This is a genomic window from Nocardia exalbida NBRC 100660, assembly GCF_000308575.1.
Classification (GTDB): domain Bacteria; phylum Actinomycetota; class Actinomycetes; order Mycobacteriales; family Mycobacteriaceae; genus Nocardia; species Nocardia exalbida.
On sequence record NZ_BAFZ01000056.1, the window covers coordinates 43751 to 64219 of the forward strand.

Annotated in this window: 18 protein-coding genes; 2 read left to right on the top strand and 16 right to left on the bottom strand. The window is 69.7% G+C overall.

Features of this window, described 5'->3' with window-relative positions:
• Positions 1 to 2: 2 nt before the first annotated feature.
• The 3 genes from ON29_RS12980 to ON29_RS12990 are packed head-to-tail and all read right to left on the bottom strand — an operon-like array spanning position 3 to position 2424.
• Positions 3 to 641 (bottom strand): TetR/AcrR family transcriptional regulator, encoded by a 639-nt coding sequence (locus ON29_RS12980; RefSeq protein ID WP_040866492.1) that lies wholly within the window; start codon positions 639 to 641, stop codon positions 3 to 5.
• Entirely contained in the window at positions 638 to 1687 is a 1050-nt protein-coding gene (locus ON29_RS12985) for a zinc-binding dehydrogenase (RefSeq protein WP_040866493.1), read from the bottom strand. The genes ON29_RS12980 and ON29_RS12985 overlap by 4 nt, the downstream gene beginning before the upstream one ends.
• The gene (locus ON29_RS12990; protein WP_040866494.1) at positions 1684 to 2424 is read right to left on the bottom strand and encodes an SDR family NAD(P)-dependent oxidoreductase; all 741 of its coding nucleotides are present in this window, start codon (positions 2422 to 2424) and stop codon (positions 1684 to 1686) included. The genes ON29_RS12985 and ON29_RS12990 overlap by 4 nt, the downstream gene beginning before the upstream one ends.
• Positions 2425 to 2668: 244 nt before the next feature.
• Here ON29_RS12990 and ON29_RS12995 point away from each other — a divergent pair, with 244 nt between their 5' ends.
• Together ON29_RS12995 and ON29_RS13000 are read left to right on the top strand one after the other, a co-directional pair.
• On the top strand, positions 2669 to 4849 hold the full coding sequence (locus ON29_RS12995; RefSeq protein WP_040866495.1) for a malate synthase G: 2181 nt from the start codon (positions 2669 to 2671) through the stop codon (positions 4847 to 4849).
• A gap of 588 nt (positions 4850 to 5437) precedes the next feature.
• The gene (locus tag ON29_RS13000) at positions 5438 to 6013 is read left to right on the top strand and encodes a hypothetical protein (RefSeq protein WP_157172762.1); all 576 of its coding nucleotides are present in this window, start codon (positions 5438 to 5440) and stop codon (positions 6011 to 6013) included.
• Here the strand turns inward: ON29_RS13000 and ON29_RS34690 are convergent.
• From ON29_RS34690 to ON29_RS13065, 13 genes are all read right to left on the bottom strand, one after another.
• Positions 6007 to 6534, bottom strand: coding sequence for a hypothetical protein (locus ON29_RS34690; RefSeq protein WP_157172763.1), 528 nt, complete (start codon positions 6532 to 6534; stop codon positions 6007 to 6009). The two genes, ON29_RS13000 and ON29_RS34690, sit on opposite strands and share 7 nt — an antisense overlap.
• A 22-nt stretch (positions 6535 to 6556) precedes the next feature.
• Complete coding sequence (locus ON29_RS13010; protein WP_040866497.1) at positions 6557 to 7291, bottom strand: PaaI family thioesterase; 735 nt, start codon at positions 7289 to 7291, stop codon at positions 6557 to 6559.
• 484 nt (positions 7292 to 7775) lie between these two features.
• Complete coding sequence (locus ON29_RS13015; RefSeq protein ID WP_040866498.1) at positions 7776 to 8417, bottom strand: DUF305 domain-containing protein; 642 nt, start codon at positions 8415 to 8417, stop codon at positions 7776 to 7778.
• A 2-nt stretch (positions 8418 to 8419) separates the two neighbouring features.
• On the bottom strand, positions 8420 to 9994 hold the full coding sequence (locus ON29_RS13020) for an LVIVD repeat-containing protein (RefSeq protein ID WP_040866499.1): 1575 nt from the start codon (positions 9992 to 9994) through the stop codon (positions 8420 to 8422).
• 158 nt (positions 9995 to 10152) lie between these two features.
• On the bottom strand, positions 10153 to 11085 hold the full coding sequence (locus tag ON29_RS13025; protein WP_051175154.1) for a hypothetical protein: 933 nt from the start codon (positions 11083 to 11085) through the stop codon (positions 10153 to 10155).
• A gap of 37 nt (positions 11086 to 11122) precedes the next feature.
• Complete coding sequence (locus ON29_RS13030; protein ID WP_040866500.1) at positions 11123 to 12187, bottom strand: hemolysin family protein; 1065 nt, start codon at positions 12185 to 12187, stop codon at positions 11123 to 11125.
• A complete protein-coding gene (locus ON29_RS13035; RefSeq protein WP_040866519.1) occupies positions 12180 to 13562 on the bottom strand; it encodes a hemolysin family protein in 1383 nt (460 codons plus the stop codon). The genes ON29_RS13030 and ON29_RS13035 overlap by 8 nt, the downstream gene beginning before the upstream one ends.
• Before the next feature lie 250 nt (positions 13563 to 13812).
• On the bottom strand, positions 13813 to 15249 hold the full coding sequence (locus ON29_RS13040; protein WP_040866501.1) for a GuaB1 family IMP dehydrogenase-related protein: 1437 nt from the start codon (positions 15247 to 15249) through the stop codon (positions 13813 to 13815).
• 208 nt (positions 15250 to 15457) lie between these two features.
• Positions 15458 to 16303: a DMT family transporter gene (locus ON29_RS13045; protein WP_040866502.1), complete on the bottom strand. Its 846-nt coding sequence runs from the start codon at positions 16301 to 16303 to the stop codon at positions 15458 to 15460.
• Positions 16304 to 16307: 4 nt separating this feature from the next.
• On the bottom strand, positions 16308 to 17909 hold the full coding sequence (locus tag ON29_RS13050; RefSeq protein WP_040866503.1) for a DEAD/DEAH box helicase: 1602 nt from the start codon (positions 17907 to 17909) through the stop codon (positions 16308 to 16310).
• A gap of 179 nt (positions 17910 to 18088) precedes the next feature.
• Positions 18089 to 19027: a M56 family metallopeptidase gene (locus tag ON29_RS13055; protein ID WP_040866504.1), complete on the bottom strand. Its 939-nt coding sequence runs from the start codon at positions 19025 to 19027 to the stop codon at positions 18089 to 18091.
• A 43-nt stretch (positions 19028 to 19070) separates the two neighbouring features.
• Positions 19071 to 19469: a BlaI/MecI/CopY family transcriptional regulator gene (locus tag ON29_RS13060; protein ID WP_040866505.1), complete on the bottom strand. Its 399-nt coding sequence runs from the start codon at positions 19467 to 19469 to the stop codon at positions 19071 to 19073.
• A 71-nt stretch (positions 19470 to 19540) separates the two neighbouring features.
• On the bottom strand, positions 19541 to 20440 hold the full coding sequence (locus ON29_RS13065; protein WP_051175151.1) for an ABC transporter ATP-binding protein: 900 nt from the start codon (positions 20438 to 20440) through the stop codon (positions 19541 to 19543).
• Positions 20441 to 20469: the final 29 nt, after the last annotated feature.

Genomic DNA, 20469 nt, shown 5'->3' on the forward strand with positions numbered 1-20469 from the left:
GGTCAGCCTTTCGTGTCTGGCGCGGTGCCGGTCACCACGCCGTCGAGCAAAGTGGTCGCGAGGATGGCGGCGATCTCGCCGGGGGAGCGGTCGCCGTGCGGGCGGTACCAGAACGAGACCATGTTCAGCATGCCGAGCATGCTGTTGGTGACCACGTGGTCGCCGGTGCGCAGCAGCCCTTCCGCGTGACCGGCGTCGATGACGCGCTGCCAGCAGTGCTGCACCCGGTCGCGCAGCTCCTGTAGCTGCGCGGCGCGCTCGCCCGTGAGCGCGCCGACGTCGCGCAGCTGGATGGCCACCTCGCGCTGATGGCGGACGATCAGCCGCACATGACTGTGAATCATCTTGCGCAGCTTGGTGACCGGATCGTCGGGACCGTCGGAGATCTGCTCTGCCTCGACCAGCATCAGCTGGATGTAGTCGCGCAGAATCTGCCAGAGCAGTTCCTCCTTGGAACCGATGTGGTAGTACAGCGCGCCGCGCTGCACGTCGGCCCGATCACCGATTTCGGCCACGCCGGTGCCGTGAAAACCCTGCTCGGCGAACAGGTCGATCGCCGCACGCACGATCCGCGCCCTGGTGTCGCTCGCCGTCGATTCGGCGGCGGGCGGGCGGCCGCGCCTGCGCGAAGGCGGGGTCATCTCGACGGGTCCAGAACGATCTTGCCCACCCCGTCGGCCCGCTCGGCGAACATCCGGTAGGCGTCGGGACCCTCGGACATGGGCAGGTGGTGGGTGACCACGGCCTCGGGCCGCAGCCTGCCGCCCGCGGTGAGTCTCAGCAGCGCGGGCAGTTCGTACTGGATCGCGCACAGCCCGATGTGGAATTCGAGGTCCTTCACCTGGGCCGCCATCAAGTGGAACGGGAAGGCGCGGTTGTGGCTCACACCGATCACGCTGACCCGGCCACCGTGCCCGACGGCGCTGATCGCCAGCTTGACGGTTTCGTCGGCGCCGACCGCCTCGATCGCGACATCCGCTCCGCCGCGCAGTGTTTCGCGGATCGCCTGCTTCGGATCGTCCGATTCGACCGGCTCGGCGCCCAGCGCGGCGGCGCGCTCGCGGCGTTCGGCGAGCAGGTCGACGCCGAGCACCCGGGCCGCACCCATCGCGAAGGCGGACTGCACCGCCATGAGACCGACCGGACCGAGCCCGATCACCACCACGGTGTCGCCCGGGGCGATCCGGGCGCGCCGGGCTCCGTACCACGCGGTGGGGGCGTTGTCGGTGAGCACCACGGCGGCGGTGTCGCTCACCTCGTCGGGCAGCTTCGCCAGATTGCCCCCGGCGTGCGGTACGGCGAGCAACTGGGCCTGACATCCCGCCAGCGAGCCGCCGAGCCCATAGCAGGCGTCGACCGGGAGCGGGTGGCGCTCGCACGCGGTGACGATCCCGGAGCGGCACTGCGCGCAGCCGTCGCAGCCCGCCGAGGCGGCGACCAGCACGCGGTCGCCGACGGCGAACCCCCGGGCGTGCGGCCCCAGTTCCACGATCTCGCCGACCGCTTCGTGCCCGACGCCGTAACCGGAGCCGGCGACGAATCCGTGTCCGGCGTAGATGTGCAGATCACTGCCGCAGATGCCGGCCGCGGTGACCCGGACGATCGCGCCGTCCGGTCCCGGCAGGACCGGGTCGGGCCGATCCTGATACGAGATCTGCTGCGGGCCTTCGTAAGTCAATGCCTTCATCGCCAGCCTCCGTCGATCGCGAGGGTGGCGCCGGTGCAGAACGCCGAGGCTTCGGTGGCGAAGAACAGCGCCGCCCCGACGATCTCCTCCGGCTTGCCGACTCTGCGCAGCGCGTTGTGTCTGGTGAGTTCCGCGCGCAGCTCATCGGGCCACGCCGTGGCGATATCGGTGTCGAAGGGGCCGCACTGGATGGTGTTGACGCGCACGGTCGGCGCGAACATCTGGGCCAGCCCGCCGGTCAGGGCGTTGAGTCCCGCCTTGGCCGCCGAGTACGGGACCGCGAAGGGCTCCGGTCTGGTCGCCTCGATCGAGGAGACGTTGATGATCGAGCCGCCGCCGTCGGCCGCCATGCGGCTGCCGATCAGGGCCGACAGCCGGAACGGACCTTTGAGGTTCACCCCGATGACCTTGTCGAACAACTCCTCGGTGACCTGGTCCAGGCTCGGGTACAGCGGCGAGAGTCCCGCGTTGTTGACCAGCACGTCCACCCGGCCGAACGCGCCGTAGACGGTCTCCACCAGGGCGTCGCACTGCGACCAGTCGCTGACGTTGCAGGCCACCGGCAGGGCGCGGCGCCCGAACCGCCGCGTCACCTCCTGCGCGAGCGCGGCGCACCCGTCCAGCTTGCGGCTCGCGATCACCACGTCGGCGCCGGCCTCCGCGAACGCCAGCACCATCTGCTTACCCAGGCCTCGGCTACCGCCGGTGACGACGGCGACCTTGTCGGTGAGTGGCACTCGAACTCCTGCCTGCCATGAAATGTTCCGATCAGTACATTAAATCGGTCGCGGGTTACGATCAAGGGGCTGTCCGGCCGACCGTCGACGGCTCGACGACCCGCCGGGTGGAAGACCTGCTCATTCGGTGTGGCGGATGCATTCGGGCACAGTGCCCACAGCGACCCGGCGCGCGGCGACACAACTACCCACGGGTAACATGGCACTGTTTTCCCACTCGGCTTTCTCGGAAGTGAGGCAGTAGATGACAGAGCGGATTCAGGTCGGCGGGCTCCAGGTGGCACGCGTTCTCCACGAGTTCGTCGAGAACGAGGCGCTCCCCGGTTCCGGCGTGGATTCCGCCGCGTTCTGGGCCGGCGCCGAGCAGGTCATCAACGATCTCGCTCCGCGCAACCGCGCTCTGCTGGCCGAACGCGACGAGATCCAGGGCAAGGTCGACGCGTGGCACGCCGAGCACCCCGGCGTGAACTACGACAAGGCCGCCTACAAGAACTTCCTGACCGAGATCGGCTACCTGCGCCCCGAGCCCGCCGATTTCCGGATCACCACGCAGAACGTGGACGACGAGATCGCCGTCACCGCGGGCCCGCAGCTCGTGGTGCCGGTGATGAACGCGCGCTTCGCGATCAACGCCGCCAACGCCCGCTGGGGCTCGCTGTACGACGCGCTCTACGGCACCGACGCCATCTCCGAGGCCAACGGCGCGGAGAAGGGCACCGGCTACAACAAGGTGCGCGGCGACAAGGTCATCGAGTGGGCGCGCAACTTCCTCGACGACTCGGTCACCCTCATCACCGGCTCGCACATCGGCTCGACGTCCTACAAGATCGTGGACGGCGAACTGGAGGTCGGCCTGGAGGACGGCACCAGCATCGGCCTGGCCGACGCCTCGCAGCTGGTCGGTTACCTGGGTGACCCGGAATCGCCGAGTTCGGTGCTGCTGAAGCACAACGGTTTGCACATCGAGATCCAGATCGACCCGCAGTCGCCGATCGGCAGCACCGACACCGCGGGCGTCAAGGACGTCGTGCTGGAGTCCGCGGTCACCACGATCATGGACTTCGAGGACTCGGTCGCCGCGGTGGACGCCGAGGACAAGGTGCTGTGCTACCACAACTGGCTCGGCCTGATGAAGGGCGACCTCGCGGAGAAGGTCAGCAAGGGTGAGAAGACCTTCACCCGCACCATGAACCCCGACCGCGTGTACACCGCGCTGGACGGCGGCGAACTGGCGCTGCACGGCCGTTCACTGCTGTTCGTGCGCAACGTCGGTCACCTGATGACCTCCGACGCGATCCTGGACGCCGAAGGCAACGAGGTGCCCGAGGGCATCATGGACGGGCTGATCACCTCGCTGATCGCCAAGCACAGCCTGGCCGACGACGCGAAGCTGAAGAACAGCCGCACCGGCTCGGTCTACATCGTGAAGCCGAAGATGCACGGTCCGGACGAGGTCGCGTTCACCAACGAGCTGTTCGGCCGGATCGAGGACGTGCTCGGGCTGGCGCGCAACACGCTCAAGGTCGGCATCATGGACGAGGAGCGCCGGACCACGGTGAACCTGAAGGCCTGCATCCAGGCCGCCGCCGAGCGGGTGGTGTTCATCAACACCGGCTTCCTGGACCGCACCGGCGACGAGATCCACACCTCCATGGAGGCCGGGCCGATGGTTCGCAAGGCCGACATGAAGTCCCAGCAGTGGATCCTGTCCTACGAGGACTGGAACGTCGACACCGGTCTCGCGGCGGGCCTGCCCGGCAAGGCGCAGATCGGCAAGGGCATGTGGGCCATGCCGGACCTGATGGCCGACATGCTCACCCAGAAGATCGGCCACCCGCGCGCGGGTGCCAATACCGCGTGGGTTCCCTCGCCGACCGCCGCCACCCTGCACGCGACGCACTACCACCTGGTCGACGTGTTCAAGCGGCAGCAGGAGATCGCGAAGGGCGGTCGCCGTGCCACCGTCGACGAGATCCTGGAGATCCCGCTGGCCGCCGCGCCGAACTGGACCGACGAGGAGAAGCGCCAGGAGCTGGACAACAACTCCCAGTCCATCCTCGGTTACGTGGTGCGCTGGATCGACCAGGGCGTCGGTTGCTCCAAGGTGCCCGACATCAAGGACGTCGCGCTCATGGAAGACCGTGCGACCCTGCGCATCTCCAGCCAGCTGATGGCCAACTGGCTGCGCCACGGCATCGTCACCGCCGACGAGGTGGTGGCCAGCCTGGAGCGGATGGCCCCGGTCGTGGACCGGCAGAACGCCGGCGACCCGAGCTACCGGGCGATGGCGCCGGACTTCGCGGGCAGCATCGCGTTCCAGGCGGCCAAGGAGCTGATCCTGGAGGGCACCAAGCAGCCCAACGGGTACACCGAGCCGATCCTGCACCGCCGTCGCCGTGAGGCCAAGGCGCTGGCCTGCGTCTAGTCCCACCTGTCGCGAATCCCCCGGCCCCGGCGGCCGGGGGATTCGCGCTTTCGCGGCGGTCGGAGTTTCGACTCCCGTTTATCGGTCCGTTACCCTGGGTGTCGCACGAGATCGTTCGATTTGTGAGGAAGATTCATGGGAAGCGTTGTGCTCGACATCGTGGCATTGCTCGCCAATCGCGCGGCGATGTTCTGGAATTGGATGGCCACCGGATCGGCGGGCTTCCCGCCGCTGTGAGCGTGCGGTGCACGATCTGTTTCGAGTAGCGAATCCCCTGGTCAGCTGGCGCTGGCCGGGGGATTTTCCGGTTCGGGAGGGAATCGGAAAACGTTCCGGAATGTTTGTTTTCACACTGAGGATCCACTGTCCGCGGACGCGGGTAAGCCTCGGCTGTACGAATTCGGCGGACATGGCCGCACCGGGATCGCAGGAACTCTCGCGCGCGGATTCTCGAATTGGACGTGCACCGGTGCCGCAGGATATCCGTTGCGCTCATCGCGGCTTCCCCGTCATGGGGATCGTCAGGGGGCCGGGCGGTTTCGGCACCGATCCCGCGCGCGAAGCTCCTGCCCCTCGTATCTTGAACACGTGAACTCCGCAGGCTCCGTGCGCACCCGGTCGCGTATTCCTCGTTGGTTCGTGCTGTGGATGGGGCTGCTGACCGCCCTGGTCGCGCTCTGTTGCGCGGCGCTGTTCTGGCAACTCGCCGCGGAGGGAACGTTTCCCACCCTCGTCGTGCTGTGGGTGGTCCTCGGCGTGCTCGGCGGAATCGCCGTCCTGTTCGGGCTGCTCGGCCTGCTGCGCTACCGGGCCTTCTTCTACAGCCTCGCCTCGCCCGTGCTGATCGGCGTCCTGGTGGCGCTGATACTTTACGACGTCCCGGAGGACACCGGCTGGCGGTTGTCTCGCGGCATTCTCGAAGACCAGGCCGTCGACTGTGCCCACCCCGGCCAGCGCACCCGCCTCGGCGTCTACACCATCACCTTCGTCACGCCCCGTGACGGCGGCTGCCTGTTCTACACCCAGGCGGGCGACTCGAATTCGGAAGGCTTCGCTTTCTTCCGCGACCCGGCCACCCCACCACACCTCGGCCCGCCCGCCACCAACGGCATCGAGTACTCCGCTTTCGACGGCCAGTGGTACCGCTTCGTCGACACTCACTGAGTCCGGCCGCCGAAGATCTCCTCGAGCGTGCTCGCCGTGGCGGCACGGGTGATCCACTCGGTGAGGCGCGCATGATCGGTGCAGGCCTCGATCTCGGCGGTGAGTCCCGCGGGGACGTCGAATCCGCGGGCACCGAGCATGGTGAGCAACGCCTTGGCCTCGCCCTTTGCCTCGCCGATGGCTTCGCCTTCGGCCATGCCGTCGGCGTACAACTGCTTGAAGTACTGGCTGTAGTACGGGGACGTGTCGGTCGTCATCAGCATCTCCATTTGCACCTCCACGACGATGCCGAGAACCGGGACATCGGCGTCGGTGAGGGTGACGACCAGGTCCGCGCGATACTCGGTCGGCTCGATGTCCGGTAGGTCGCCGGAGTCGACGCGGGCGTGATCGAACTCGGGAAGTGCCAGGCCGAGCGTGGAAGTGAGCAGTTCGGCGACCAAAGTCGGTCTACGGCGGACCAATTCGATGAGGACTTCGTGTACCGACCAGGGCGTGGCGCGGACGTTACCGATAGCCACCGACAGGTCAGGGTGGGGTGGATCACCATTCGAACGGCAGCGGCTGGCGGGGCTCGATCCAGAGGGCTTCGGCGAGGGCGCAGAGCGTGCCGTCGGTGCGGGCCAATGCCACGCCGACGGTGTGTTTCCGGCCGGTCGCGGAGATCGGCCAGCCGTAGGAGAGGTAGGAATCGCCGGCGCGGACCGGTTCGAACTGGGTGGCGGTGAGGGCGGCGGTGACCGCTCCCGGGCGCAGGTCACGCAGGGCCATCGCGGCCCAGCCGCCGGGGCAATCCAGCGCGGCCCAGACGTTCTCGGTGGAGAGGAAGCCGTCGGGTCCGCCGAGCAGGGGATCGGGTGTCCAGGCGGCGACGACCATGTCGTGGGTGGACATGGCCCAGGGCGACAGGCGCAAGCCTCGGCCGGGTGCGCAAGCGGCTCCGCAGCCGTAGCAGTGGCTCATCTTGCGCAGCACGTCGGCGGTCGCAGTCGCCGCCCGTGCCTCCGCCCAAGCGGGCGCGGGCCGCGGCGTCACCGTCACCATAGACTCGGAGGCCTCGGCGAGCACCGTGCCTTCCTGATCGGTGAGCGACGCGCCGCCCGAACCGTCGGCGGCCAGTACGACCGGGGTATCGACGGAAACTGCGCGCCGGAAGTCGACGCGCACCTGCGTGGCGCCGCTCGCTGCGGCGAGCAGGCCCGCCACGTACCCGCCGAACGCCACTCCCGGATAGCCACGCACGTGACCCGGCACCGTGAACGCATCCGTCCGAATCATCCGCTGCCCAACCTCTCCCGGCCGACGATCATGACCCGGCTCAGCCGACCATACCGTCCCGGCGTCGCCGGATGGTCTCCGGGCAATCTGTCACGCCGACGGCGAGGATGATCTTGCCGATCGCCCACGACCAGCCGTTCCGGCGCGCCGCGTGATCCGGGCACACGTCGTCGATCTCGCCCGCCGCCCGCTCGCAACCGTGCTGATGGGGGAACTGGCCGAGGCCGACCGGGTGCGTGGCGATGCCGCCCGCGGATGCGCACCATGTCGGGCGTGGGCGCCCCCGGATGCTTCGCGGATCTCGATCCGGTCACCGAGGAGCGAACGAGATCGCCCGCGGCCTCGTGGGCGGCGAGACGCCCCGCCAGGACATTCGCCATCGCGGCAGTCCGTCCGCTTCCGCGCAGGTCGAGGCGCCTCGAGCCGGGGCGTGAGGCGCGGGGGACGAGCGGTTTCGGGTTGCATGTGGCGTTGTGACCGACGGTCACGGCAGTACCGGAGCCCCGCGCTGGGCGAGCAGCATGCCCATCACCCCCGCTTCCTGACCCTGACCGTGGATCATGGACCGGGCGATCTCCTTGACCGGCCCGGAACGCAGCAGACCGTCGGCGGCCTCGGCCATCGCGATACCCCCCTGGTGATGGCGAAGCATCAACTGCAGGAACAGGATTTCCGCGTCGCGGCCGCGCGCCGACGCCAAGGTGTCCAATTCCGCCGTGCTCGCCATCCCCGGCATGGGCGGGGCGGCGGCGCTGTGCGCTGTCGGATGCCGATGCGCTGACGCGCCCGCGGTGTGCATCCACGCCATCGGATGCGTCGAGCCGGGGGCCGCGTCCGCCAGGCGCAGCCAGCCGAGCATGGTGCCGATCTCCAGGCGCTGGGTGCGGTCGAGCTGCTCGGCCAGCCGGGCGATCGCCGGATCGACCGAGCGATCCAGCCGCTGCACCATGAGCAGCGCTTGCTGGTGATGGGTGGTCATGTCCTGGACGAAGCCGATCTCCACGTCGGTGAGAATCGGTGTCGCGGACCGGCCTTCCGGAAAGATCGCGGGGCGCAGCGCGGCGCCGAGCACGAGCAGCGCGAAGGCCGCCGACGCCAGGGCCGCGACGTGCGTCCAGTACCGCATCGCTACGATCCGACGATCGAGTGCTGGTCCGGCGGTGGCGAATACACCTCGTCGTCCAGTTGCAGCACCATGAATCCGTTGTCCGAGCACGCGACGTAGAGTTGCGTGCCGCGCCATTCCGGCGGCGAGAGACACCAGTCGGTGGACACGTCGCCGAAGGCGAGGCGACCGGTGCGCGCGGTGGTGGCATCCAGCGGATCGAACTCTCCCTCCAGCACGGCGCGCAGCGCCGACGGCGCGCTCATCAGCGGAACGCCGATGATCGAGGCGAGCGCGTGCGGCGAGTTCCACAGGCTCAGGTTCTGCCCGGTGCGGGCGGGCGGGTTGTAGTAGGCGATCTCGCGGATGGCGTAGGGATCGCGGATGTCGAAGACCCGGATGCCCGAGGAGATCCACCCGCAGGCCAGGGCGGTCGGGTTCGCCTGCCGGTCCGCTGCGCAGTAGTGCGATTCGTAGGCGAAGGCGGAACCGCCCATGGAGGAGCCGATATTGCTGTCGAGATGCTGGGGCAGGTTGATCTCGAGCTTGATCTTGCCGACCACCTCGGGCGCGGTCTCGTCGGAGATGTCGATGAGTTTGACGCCGCCGGAACCGCCCTCGTCGACGGTGTAGAGGTAGGGTTTGCCGTCGTAGCTGACCGGGACACTGTGCTGGGTCGCCCAGCCGTCCGTCCAGAACGTCCGGCCGAGGTGGTGCACCTGCGGGTTCGGGTCGCGGCGCTGCACCGCGCTGATGTCGAGGACGGTGAAGCCGCCGAGCGCGGAGATATACATCCGGTTGCCGTCGGGGCTGATGCCGAAGCCGTGTGCCTCGATGCCGGTCAGTCCCTGCCAGACGACGCGCGGGTTCGTCGGGTCGGTCAGGTCGACTGCGCTGACGAATCCGGGCGCGATTCCCGAAGCCCAGTACGTGTTGCCGTCGGGGGAGAAGCCGCCTTCGTGCGTGGTGATCGGCAGCGGCATCAGCAGATTCGTCCCAGGGCCGGGATTGAGCAGTCGCGGATGCGCGCAATCGGAGACGTCGTAGACCGACAGGTAGCCCACGCCCTCACCGACCGGCACACCCGTACCGACCAGCAGTTTGCGCTCGGTGTTGACCTTGAGGCTCTCCCAGGTGCCCGCGAGCATGGCGGGCTCGGTCAGCGTCATGGTCGGGCGCGGATGCGCCGGATCGGACACGTCGAGCACCTGGACGCCGCGCGCCTCGCCGATCAGGTCGCCGGGGAAGAACGAGCCGAGATAGGCGCAGTGCTCGAAGCTGGTGGAGGTGATGCCCGCACCGCGGCCCGCATAGCCGCCGACGAACGAGATATTGCACCGGTAGCCCTGCGTGCTGCGTCCACTGTCGCGGTCGGCGGCGGTGACATCGCCTTGCAGGCCGTTCTCGGGTGCGGCGCCCGGTCCGCAGTCGGCGCGGGGCACCGAGGTGCGCCCGACGTCGAGGAACTCCTGGACGGCGTTCCGGATCTCCGAAGGCGGATCGGCCGCGGCGCTGGCGGGCAGCAGCACGGCCGTGACCATGCCGATGGTGAGCAGAGCGAGCGGTTTGGTACGGCACAGCCTGGCCAGCGGGCGCATCCTCGCGACCCCCAACTTCGTCGTCGAGCTTGGCTACCAGAGTGACTGGGACAGTCAGCACTGAACTGACTGAATGGTAGTAATCAGCGGTAACTTCCGAGGAGGGTTTCGTCGAATCCGCACGGATCCGGGAAGTTTTCCGGTGGGCTGCGGCGGCGTCAGCGCGGGTGGATCGATTCCGTGTACTCTTCTGCGACAGCGTCGGATGCCAGCAGTTCGTCGCAGACGCTCAGAAAGGTTCGGCGCAGTTCGGCGGCGCGTTCGGCCAGCGCGGACTGGGCGCGGACGTACTCGGCTCGTCCGGCGGGCGTCTCGATGCGCACCGGGTCGTAGCCGAACTCGGACAGGTCGTAGGGGCTGGCGCGCATGTCGAGTTCGCGTGCGGCGCAAGCCGACTCGAAGCAATCCAGCAACAACTCCGAAGAGATCAACGGGACCAGCTTGAAGCCCCACTTGTACAGGTCCATGTTCGCGTGCAGACAGCCCGGCTGTTCGCGGTGGATCTGGTCGTCGCGGGTGAGCGGCTCGGCATTGCGGCCGACGGCGTCCGGGGTGAAGAAGCGGTAGGCGTCGAAATGCGTGCACCGCAGCGACATCGAGTCGACCACCGCGTCGGTGCCCGCGCGCCCGAGTCGCAGTGGCACCTTCTGGTGGCGGATATCGTCGGTCCGATACACCATGGCCCATTCGTGCAGGCCGAAACAGGACAGCTGGGCGGGGCGGGACGCGGTGGCGCGCAGCAGTTTCGCGACGAACGCGACGGTGTCCCTGCGTTTGACCAGGTAGGCGGGATCGGCCGTGTAGACGCTCCGACCGGCGGGATCGCCGGTTGTCGAGCCGGTCGCTTCGTCGGCACGGTGATACCCACGGGCGCCGTCGTACTCGGCGGCATCCGCCAGGCCGATGCCGTATCCCGGATGCCAGCGCCGTAATTGGGCGGGTTTGTGTCCGTAGTAGGTGAACAAGAAGTCGATCACCGGGTGCGAGGACCCTTGTGCCCGCCGTTCGAGATAGGGCCCGACCAGATCGTCCAGCCGGGCCCGGTGCGCGGCGGCGGATGCCCGCCACCGCGCACCGGACAACACCCGCATGATCACCGCACCTCGCGCGCGCCGGTGCTGCCGACCGTCATTCGCCTACCCGGTGCGTTCCGTCTCGGACGGTGCCGACGAACTCCTCGACCAAGTCCTCCAGGGCGACGATCCCGGTGGTGTTGCCCCGGTCGTCGACCACGCGGCCGAGATGGCTGTTGGTGCGGCGCAGCCGGGCGAGCGCCTCGTAGAGCGTGGTCTTCATGCCGACCGTCGGCAGCGGGCGGATGTCGGTGCGCGGGATCGGCGTCCCCGGACCGGCGCTCTCGTCGGCGACCTTGTCGAGCACGTCCTTGACGTGCAGGTACCCGACCAGTGAGCCGTCGCTCGCCCGCACCGGGAAGCGGGAGAAGCCGGTCTCGGCGACGGCGGACTCGATGTCCCCGAGCGTGGTCCCGTTACCGCGCAGCGGGATCGATCGGGTCGCGTCAAGAGGCACCATCACGTCGGCGACCACGCGGTCGCTGGTGCCGAGGGCCTGGGTGAGACGGCGGTGCTCCTCCTCGTCGAGCAGCCCCTCGGAGCGGGACTCACCGATCATCTCGGCCAGTTCGACCGTCGAGACGGTGGCCTCGAGTTCGTCCTTCGGCTCGATCCGCAGCAGGCGCAGCGACAGATTGGCGGCCAGGTTGTACAGCGCGATGAGCGGGCGGGCCAGCCGCAGCCACATCAGGTGCAACGGCACCAGCAACAGCGCGCTGCGTTCCGGTCCGGCCAGCGCGATGTTCTTCGGGATCATCTCGCCGAACAGGATGTGCAGGATGACCACGATGGTCAGCGCGACGGCGAACGCCACCGGGTGCAGCAGCTGTTCGGGCAGGCCGAGCAGCTCGAACGGACCTTCCAGCAGGTGGGCGAAGGCGGGTTCGCCGACGCGGCCGAGCAGGATCGAGCAGATGGTGATGCCCAGCTGCGCGGCCGCGAGCATCATCGAGAGGTTCTCGCCCGCCCGGATGACGGTGTTCGCGTTGCGCTTGCCCTGTGCGGCGAGCGCTTCCAATCGGTCGCGGCGGGCGGAGATGAGCGCGAACTCGGCCGCGACGAAGAAGGCGTTGCCGCCCAGCAGCACCACGGTGAGCAGGACGCCGAGCAGGTCACCCATGGCTGTGCTCCTTGGTCGCGAGGGCGTCGGCGTCGACCGGGATCAACCGGACCCGGTCGATGCGCCGTCCGTCCATGCGCTCCACCCGCGCGATCCAGCCGCCCGCGTCGGGGCTGTCGGCCGTCGTCCACTGCTGCGAGCGAGGATTCGGCAACACGACCTCGTCACCCGTCACCGGGATGCGGCCGAGCCTGGTCAGCACGAGGCCGCCCAGGGTCTCGTACTCGCCCTCGGGGGCGTCGTATCCGGTGGCCCGGGAGACCTCGTCGATGCGCAGCAGGCCCGAGCAGTCCCAGCCGTCGGAGACGCGCCGCACGTCGCGCTCCTCCTCGTCGTGCTCGTCGCGGACGTCACCGAGGATCTCCTCGATGATGTCCTCCATGGTGACCATGCCCGCGGTGCCGCCGTACTCGTCCACGACGAGGGCGACCTGCATGCCGTCGGCGCGGACGCGTTCGAGCACCTCGTCGCCGTCCAAGCTGGCCGGCACGATCGGGACCGGCTGGGCGAGCCGGTGCAGGGGGATCGTCCGGCGCGCGTGCACCGGGCGGGTGAAGGCCTGCTTGACGTGCACGAAGCCGAGGGTGTTGTCGAGGTCGCCGTCGATCACCGGAAAGCGCGAGTAGCCGGTGCGGCCTGCCGCGTCGATCAGGTCGGCGATGGTGTCGTCCTTGTCCAATGCTTCGATCTTCACCCGCGGGGTCATCAGTTCCTCGGCGCTGCGCTCGCCGAACTGCAGGGAACGGTCCATCACCTGGGCGGTGGGCTGGTCGAGCGCGCCGCGCAGGGCGGAGGTGCGCACCAGGGAGCCGAGTTCCTGCGGCGAGCGGGCCGAGCGCAACTCCTCGGCGGGTTCGACGCCGAGCCTGCGGACGACCCAGTTGGCGGTGCCGTTGAGGAAATGGATCATCCACTTGAACACCACCGAGAAGGCGATCATCGGTCCGGCCGTGACGCGTGCGGTGCCCAGTGGCTTGGCGATGGCGATGTTCTTGGGCACCAGCTCGCCGTAGATCATCGACAGCGAGGTGGCCAGGATCAGCGCCAGCGTCAGGGCCAGACCGCTCGCGGCGGCTTCGCTCAGCCCGGCGGCGGCGAACAGCGGATTCAGCAGCCTGGCCAGCACCGGCTCGGCGATGTAGCCGGTGATCAGCGTGGTGATGGTGATCCCGAGCTGGGCGCCCGACAGCTGGAACGACAGGGTGCGATGCGCCTTGCGGACCATGCGGGCGCGGACGTCGCCGGTGCGGGCGTGCGCCTCGACCGTACTGCGCTCCAGCGCGGTGAGGGAGAATTCCGCGGCGACGAACAGGGCCGTGCCCGCGGTGAGTGCGATGAACCCGATCAGGCTGAGCGCGGTGAGCGCGATCGACATCGTCAGCACCACCTGCACGGTGCTGCGAGACGGCCTGGGAGGAATGGGACTACTGCGGGGAGGAGGACGCCGGGTCGGTCACCCGGCTCGGTAGAGGAGCCCTCCTGTGCGGCGCCCTCGGACGCGGGTGACAACTGGATCCTTTCGCGAATGTGTCGTGGTGCCGGTGGCCGGCAACCACCATGCTACCGGCCCACGCGCGAAGCGGCGTGGGCCGGTGCCGGTGCCGGTGCGATGCGCGTGTCGGCGCTCACCAACCGCCGGGCAGCGGGCGGCCTTCGGCGAACCCGGCGGCGGACTGCACGCCGAGTACGGCCTTCTCGTGGAATTCGGTGAGCGTTCGCGCGCCCGCGTAGGTGCACGCGCTGCGCACGCCCGAGCAGATGTGATCGAGGAGGTCCTCGACGCCGGGACGCTCGGGGTCCAGCCGCATCCGGGAACTGGAGATGCCTTCTTCGAACAGCGCCTTACGCGCCCGGTCGAATTCGCTGTCGGAGGCGGTGCGGGCGGCGACGGCCCGCTTGGACGCCATGCCGAAGCTCTCCTTGTACGCGTTGCCGTCGCGATCGACGCGCAGGTCACCGGGGGATTCGTAGGTGCCTGCGAACCAGGAGCCGATCATCACGTTGGATGCCCCCGCGGCCAGTGCGAGCGCCACGTCGCGGGGATGGCGCACGCCGCCGTCGGCCCAGACGTGCACGCCGAGTTCCCTGGCGGCGGTGGAGCATTCGGCCACCGCGGAGAACTGCGGGCGGCCGACGCCGGTCATCATCCTGGTGGTGCACATGGCGCCGGGCCCGACACCGACCTTGATGATGTCCGCGCCCGCCTCCGCGAGATCCCGAGTGCCCTCGGCGGAGACGACGTTGCCCGCCGCCAGCGGGACGCCGAGCCCGAGATCGCGCACGGCGGAGAGCGTTTCGAGCATCTTGGCCTGGTGGCCGTGTGCGGTGTCGATGACGAGCAGGTCGGCGCCCGAATCCACGAGGGACTTGGCCTTCGCGGCCACATCGCCGTTGATGCCTACCGCGGCCGCGACGCGCAGCCTGCCCCCGGCGTCGACGGCGGGCTGGTAGATGCCCGCGCGCAGGGCGCCGGTGCGGGTCAGCACCCCGGCCAGGGTGCCGTCCTCGGCGGTGAGCACGGCGAAATCGGCGTGCTCGGCGTGCAGCAGGTCGAACAGGTCGCGCGGGGTGGTGCTCGCGGGGGCCCGCACGAAATCGGTGGCCGCGACCTCACGGAGCCGGGCGAAGCGGTCGACGTCGGCGCAGGCGGCCTCGGTCACCACGCCGACCGGGCGTCCGCCGTCGACCACCACGACCGCGCCGTGCGCACGCTTGTGCATCAGGGCGATCGCCTCGGAGACCGAGCGGTCGGGGTCGAGGGTGACGGGGGTGTCGGCGGTGAGCGAGCGGCTCTTGACGAACGCGATGGTGTCGGCGGCCGCGGTGATCGGGAGGTCCTGCGGAAGCACGACGATACCGCCGCGCCGGGCCACCGTCTCGGCCATTCTGCGCCCGGCGACCGCGGTCATGTTGGCCACGACGATGGGGATGGTGGTGCCCGACCCGTCGGACGTCGAGAGATCGACATCGAAGCGCGACGCGACGTCCGTCCGGTTCGGGACGAGGAAGATGTCGTCGTAGGTCAGGTCGTACGGCGGCTGATGACCGGGGAGAAAGCGCACTCGACCGATGATATCCGCGCGCCGACCGGAGCGCGCCGTTCTCCCGGAGGTGCTGCCGCATTTCCCGGCGATCTCGGGCGAACGCGGGGGAGTGGTATCGGGCGGGGTAGGACGCGGCCGCTTCGTAGCGCTGCCCTGGCTCAGGGCGCGGCACGTTTCCGAACCCCGGCCGGGGTCTTTCGCGCGGGCCGATCCTCCGGCCGCGGCTTCAGACGGTGGCTTCGGAGCGGGACAGCGCGATGGTGGTGACCACCATGACGAGCACCGCACCGGCGGTGACCAACAGTCCGGCGGTGTCCGCACGCAACCGCTCGTCGAGCACGGCGATGCCGAGGAACGCCGCGGCCAGTGGCTCGGCGACCGAGACGGCGGGCAGCGAAGCGGTCAACGGCCCGACTTGATAGGCGCGCTGCTGCAGATAGACGCCGGTGACGCCGGCCGCGATCAGCGCCCAGGTCTGCCAACCGCCGAGCACGTCCACGAGACCGTGTTCGAACAGGCCGGTGACGTAGTCGGTGAGCGCGGCGGCCAGCCCGTAGAGCGAGCCGCTCGCGGCGCCGAGCAGCAGCGCGCGCCACGTGGGCCTGCGCGCGGCGATCCCGGCGGCCGTGGCGGCGGCGATCAGGCCGACCAGAAGGCCCAGCGGCAGAACCCAGTGTCGCAGTGGCGCATTGATATTTCCCTCGGTCGGATCACCGACGAGCACGAAGCAGGCCAGCGCGGCGGTCAGCGCGAGCGCGGTCGCCCACGTGCGCGGCGCCACGCGACGGTCGTTCAGCCGGGCCGACAGCGGCAGCGCGAACACCAGCGCGCTCACCAGGATCGGCTGCACCAGCAGGACCGCGCCCAAGGCGAGCGCGGCGACCTGCATGGCGTATCCGCCCGCGTCGCCGACGACGCCGCCCCACCAGCGGGGGGTGCGCAGCAGCGAGCGGACCAGGGACTCGCTCTCCGGGACCACGGACGCCGCGCTCTGCTGCGCGACCGCGGCCACCGCGAACAGCAGTGCGGCGAGCAGGGCGCAGAGAACGGCGGCTGCCGGATGAGTCGACACCCGACTAGTTTGCTGTGCGATTGCCTCTAGCGGGAGACTGCTGGGCTCGTACGGCGCGTCGCCGCGTCCGGCCCGCCGTGTCGCCGGACGCGGAAGCCGCGGTGCGGCCGGAGAACCCGCTTGTCGCGCCGGAATTGCGGGTGGCAGTGCCCTTGGCCGAGCCAGCGCCGCGCCCCACGGGGTTGCTCACGGTGACCTTCGCGGTGCCTCGGCGGCGCGCGGGCGCGGTGACCGCCTCGCCACCACGCCCCGTCCCGGCGGCCGATCGGCTCCCGGATTGCTTCGCCGCACCGGCGCCACGGCCACCGGCCGCGGTCTGCTCACCGCGCCTGCCCGGCTTGCGCCGAGCGGGTTTCGCGGAGGCCGCGGCAGGGGCGGCCACGGGTGCGGCCGCCGCCGCGATCGGAATACCGGATGGCTTGCGAGCGCCGGTGATCTCGATCAGCGTGCGGTCGCCGGGCCGGACCGCGACACCGTCCACCTCGACGCCCGCCTTGCGGGCCATCGTCTCGACGTCGCGGCGCTCTTCGTCCATCACCAGCGTGACGACCACGCCGTCCTCGCCCGCGCGGGCGGTGCGCCCGGCCCGGTGCAGGTAAGCCTTCGGCTCCGGCGGGGGATCGACGTGCACGACGAGGGAGATCCCGTCCACGTGGATGCCGCGTGCCGCGACGTCGGTGGTGACCAGTACCGGCACCGAACCGTCGGCGAACGCGGCGAGGGTGCGGGTGCGGTTGTTCTGCGCCTTGCCGCCGTGCAGCACGCCCGCCGGGATGCCCGCGCCGCGCAGCTGCTTGGCGAGCCGGTCGGCGCCGTGCTTGGTGCGCACGAACATGATGGTCAGCCCGTCGCGGGCAGCGATCTCGGTGGCGACTGTCCGTTTGGCCACTTTGTCACCGACGAACAGCAGATGATGCGACATCGTGCTGACCGCCGCCGACGGCGGTGCGGTGGAGTGCGTGACCGGGGCGCGCAGGTAGCGCTTGACCAGTTTGTCCACCTCGCCGTCCAGCGTGGCGGAGAACAGCAGGCGCTGGCCGTCGCGCGGTGTGCGGTCCAGCAACTTGGTCACCTGCGGCAGGAAGCCCATGTCGGCCATGTGGTCGGCCTCGTCCAGGGCGGTGATCAGCACCTCGGACAGGTCGGCGGACCCTTGCGCGATGAGGTCGGCGAGTCGCCCCGGCGTGGCGATGAGCAGATCGACGCCGCGGGCGAGCCGGTCGGCTTGACGCTTGATGGGGGCGCCGCCGACCACCGAGGCCACCCGCAGGCCGAGCGCGAGCGCCGGTTCGTCGAGCGCTCGCTCGATCTGCGCGGCCAGTTCGCGGGTCGGCACCAGCACGAGTCCGCGTGGACGGCCCGGCTTGGCCGAAGCGCCCATCAAGCGGGCGAGCATCGGGAGGCCGAAGGCCAAGGTCTTTCCGGAACCGGTCGGCCCGCGGCCGAGTACGTCCTTGCCTGCCAGGACGTCCGGCGCCGTGGCGGCCTGGATCGGGAACGGCGTCTCGATGCCGTCGCGTCGCAGTGCCTGGATGAGCACGGCGGGCAGGCCCAGTTCCGCGAAGGTCGCGGTGGGCGCGGCGGCGACGGTGGTCGAGGGGGTCACGAGGTGGATGTGCCTTTCGTCGCACGGCGCGTGCCAGCGGAACGCGCTGTTCGGTGGGGTGAAGAGCGGCGCACGATGCGGTTCACCGCGCTGGGCGCGGGCTATGACGCGCGCCGGGTGGAGCGAGAGGGTGCGGCCGACCGGAGGCGGGCCGAGTTTCCAGGATACGTGCCGGGGAGTCAGCTGTGGAACAGGCGGCTCAGTTCCACGAGCCAGGGTACGGCCACGGCCTGGGTCGGCACCACCAGTATTGCGGCCGAGCCGAGGTAGGCGGCCGTGGCGATGCGGATGTCACCGATCCGCTCGCTGAGTCGCTGGATGCGGATGAGCGTGGTCGGGCCGCCCGCGGCGAGCGCGCCTTGCGGCGCGGTGGATTTCGCGCACGCGACGAGGGCGCGGGCCAGCGGCTTCGGACCGGTGACCTTGACCGCCGAGTCGTCGGCGAGCAGTTCGATGAGCAGTTTGACCGAGCCGAGCGCGGCCTTGCTGCGCACCACCCTCGGGAACGCCTCGTGCACCGCCGTGAACGCCTCCAGCACGAGATCGTGCCTGGCCCGCAGGTGCGAGCGTTCGTGGCTGACGATGGCGGTGACCTCGGCGTCGGCGAGATTGGTCAGGGTGCCCTCGCTGAGCACGACGCGCTGGCGCAGACCGGGCAGGCAGTAGGCGATGGGCTCGGTCGCGGCCAGCACCCGGATGTCGGCCGCGCGCCGGTGCGGACCGCTCTGGTCGAGCAGATCCACGAGCATGCGGTGGCGCGCCCGTCGCCTGCGGGTGTGCACGCCGACCCGGATGACCGCGTAGATCAGCCGGGCGCCGACCAGCAGGGTCAGCGCGAAGACGAACACGTAGGCCAGCCACAGCGGCAGGCCGAGCGCGTCGATCTCCCGGGTCGGCGCGGTGGTCGGGCGGCCGTCGGGGCCGGGCACGAGCAGTTCGGCGGCGATGGCCAGCCCGGAGCCGAAGGCGCTGAGCACGGCGGCGAGCGCGATGGCCTGCCAGAGCACCAGCGCGGCGCGGGGCGTCCGGTATGTCCAGGTCGCCCGGCTGAGCAAGGCCGGGGCAGGCCCCGCGAGAAGCAATGCGAGTCCGGCGAAGACCGGCGCGGTTGCGTTCATCGACTCAGCTCACTGCGTTGTGGGGCCAGGGCGCCCGAGGAGTCTACTGCGGCGGCGGCGCCGAGTCCTCGTCCTCGGTAGCTTCGAGCTTAGCGAGTGCTTCGCGCAAGGCGGCAGCCTCGTCCTTGCCGACCTGCTCCACGAAGTGCACCAGCGCGGCGGCGCGGCTGCCCGCCGCGTCGGCCTGCTGTAGGGCGTCGACCATCAGACTGGCCACCAGTTCGTCCCGGGTGTGCACGGGCGCGTACCGGTGCGCGCGGTCGTCGCGCCGCTGCACCACGAGGTTCTTCTTCGCGAGGCGTTGCAGCACGGTCATCACCGTGGTGTACGCGAGCTCGCGGCGTGCGGCGAGCGCCTCGTGCACCTGCCGGACCGTTTGTGGTTCGTCGGCCGACCACAACTGGTCCATGACCGCTTTCTCGAGTTCACCAAGACCTGCCATCCCACAATTTTAGGTACTCAACGACGCCGATGCGTACTACAGGGTGTCGTAACCATGAAATAGCTGGTGTGTCATTTCTCATAGGGCGCCGATTCGGCCCCCGTACCGGTGGGTCCGCCGACCTTTCCGCGCACATGCCGCGCCCCGATCGGCACGATCATCGGGCGCGCCGACACCGGGTCCTCCAGCACCGTCGCGTCCAGATCGAACACCGCGCGCAGCAGCTCGACCGATATCACCTCGCCCGGTGCGCCCGCGGCGACGACGCGCCCTTCGCGCATCACGACCAACTGGTCGCTGTAGCGGATCGCGAGGTTGAGATCGTGCAGCACCATGACCACGGTGCGCCCGAGATCGGCGTGCAACCGGTCCACCAGGTCGAGCACCTCGATGGAGTGCGCCAGATCCAGATACGTGGTCGGCTCGTCGAGCAGCAGGATGTCGGTGCCCTGGGCCAGCGCCATCGAGATCCAGGCGCGCTGGCGCTGCCCGCCGGACAACTCGTCGAGCGCGCGGTCGGCGAGGTCGGCGATCCCGGTTTGTTCCAGCGCGGTCGTGACCTCGGTTTCGTCCGTCCCCGACCATTGCCGGAACCAGGACTGGTGCGGGTGGCGTCCGCGGGCGACCAGATCGGCGACGGTGAGTCCTTCCGGCGCGACCGGCGACTGGGGCAGCATGCCGACGACGCGAGCAACGTCCTTGGTCTTCATCGTCGAAATGGCCTTGCCGTCCAAGACGACTCGCCCTTCTCGGGGGCGCAGCAGACGGCCCAGTGAACGCAGCAGGGTCGACTTTCCGCATCCGTTGGGTCCGATGACGGTAGTGACCACACCGGGGGTGATGGTCAGGCTCAGCCCGTCGACGATCACCCGGTCGCCGTACCCGAGAGTGACCTGCTCGGCGCCGAGCCGGTGCCCCGGAGCGCTCGCCCGCCCGGTGGCGTCGGGGGTGGTGATGTCCGCGATCGTCATGACAGCGTCGCCTTCCGGTTCATACGCAC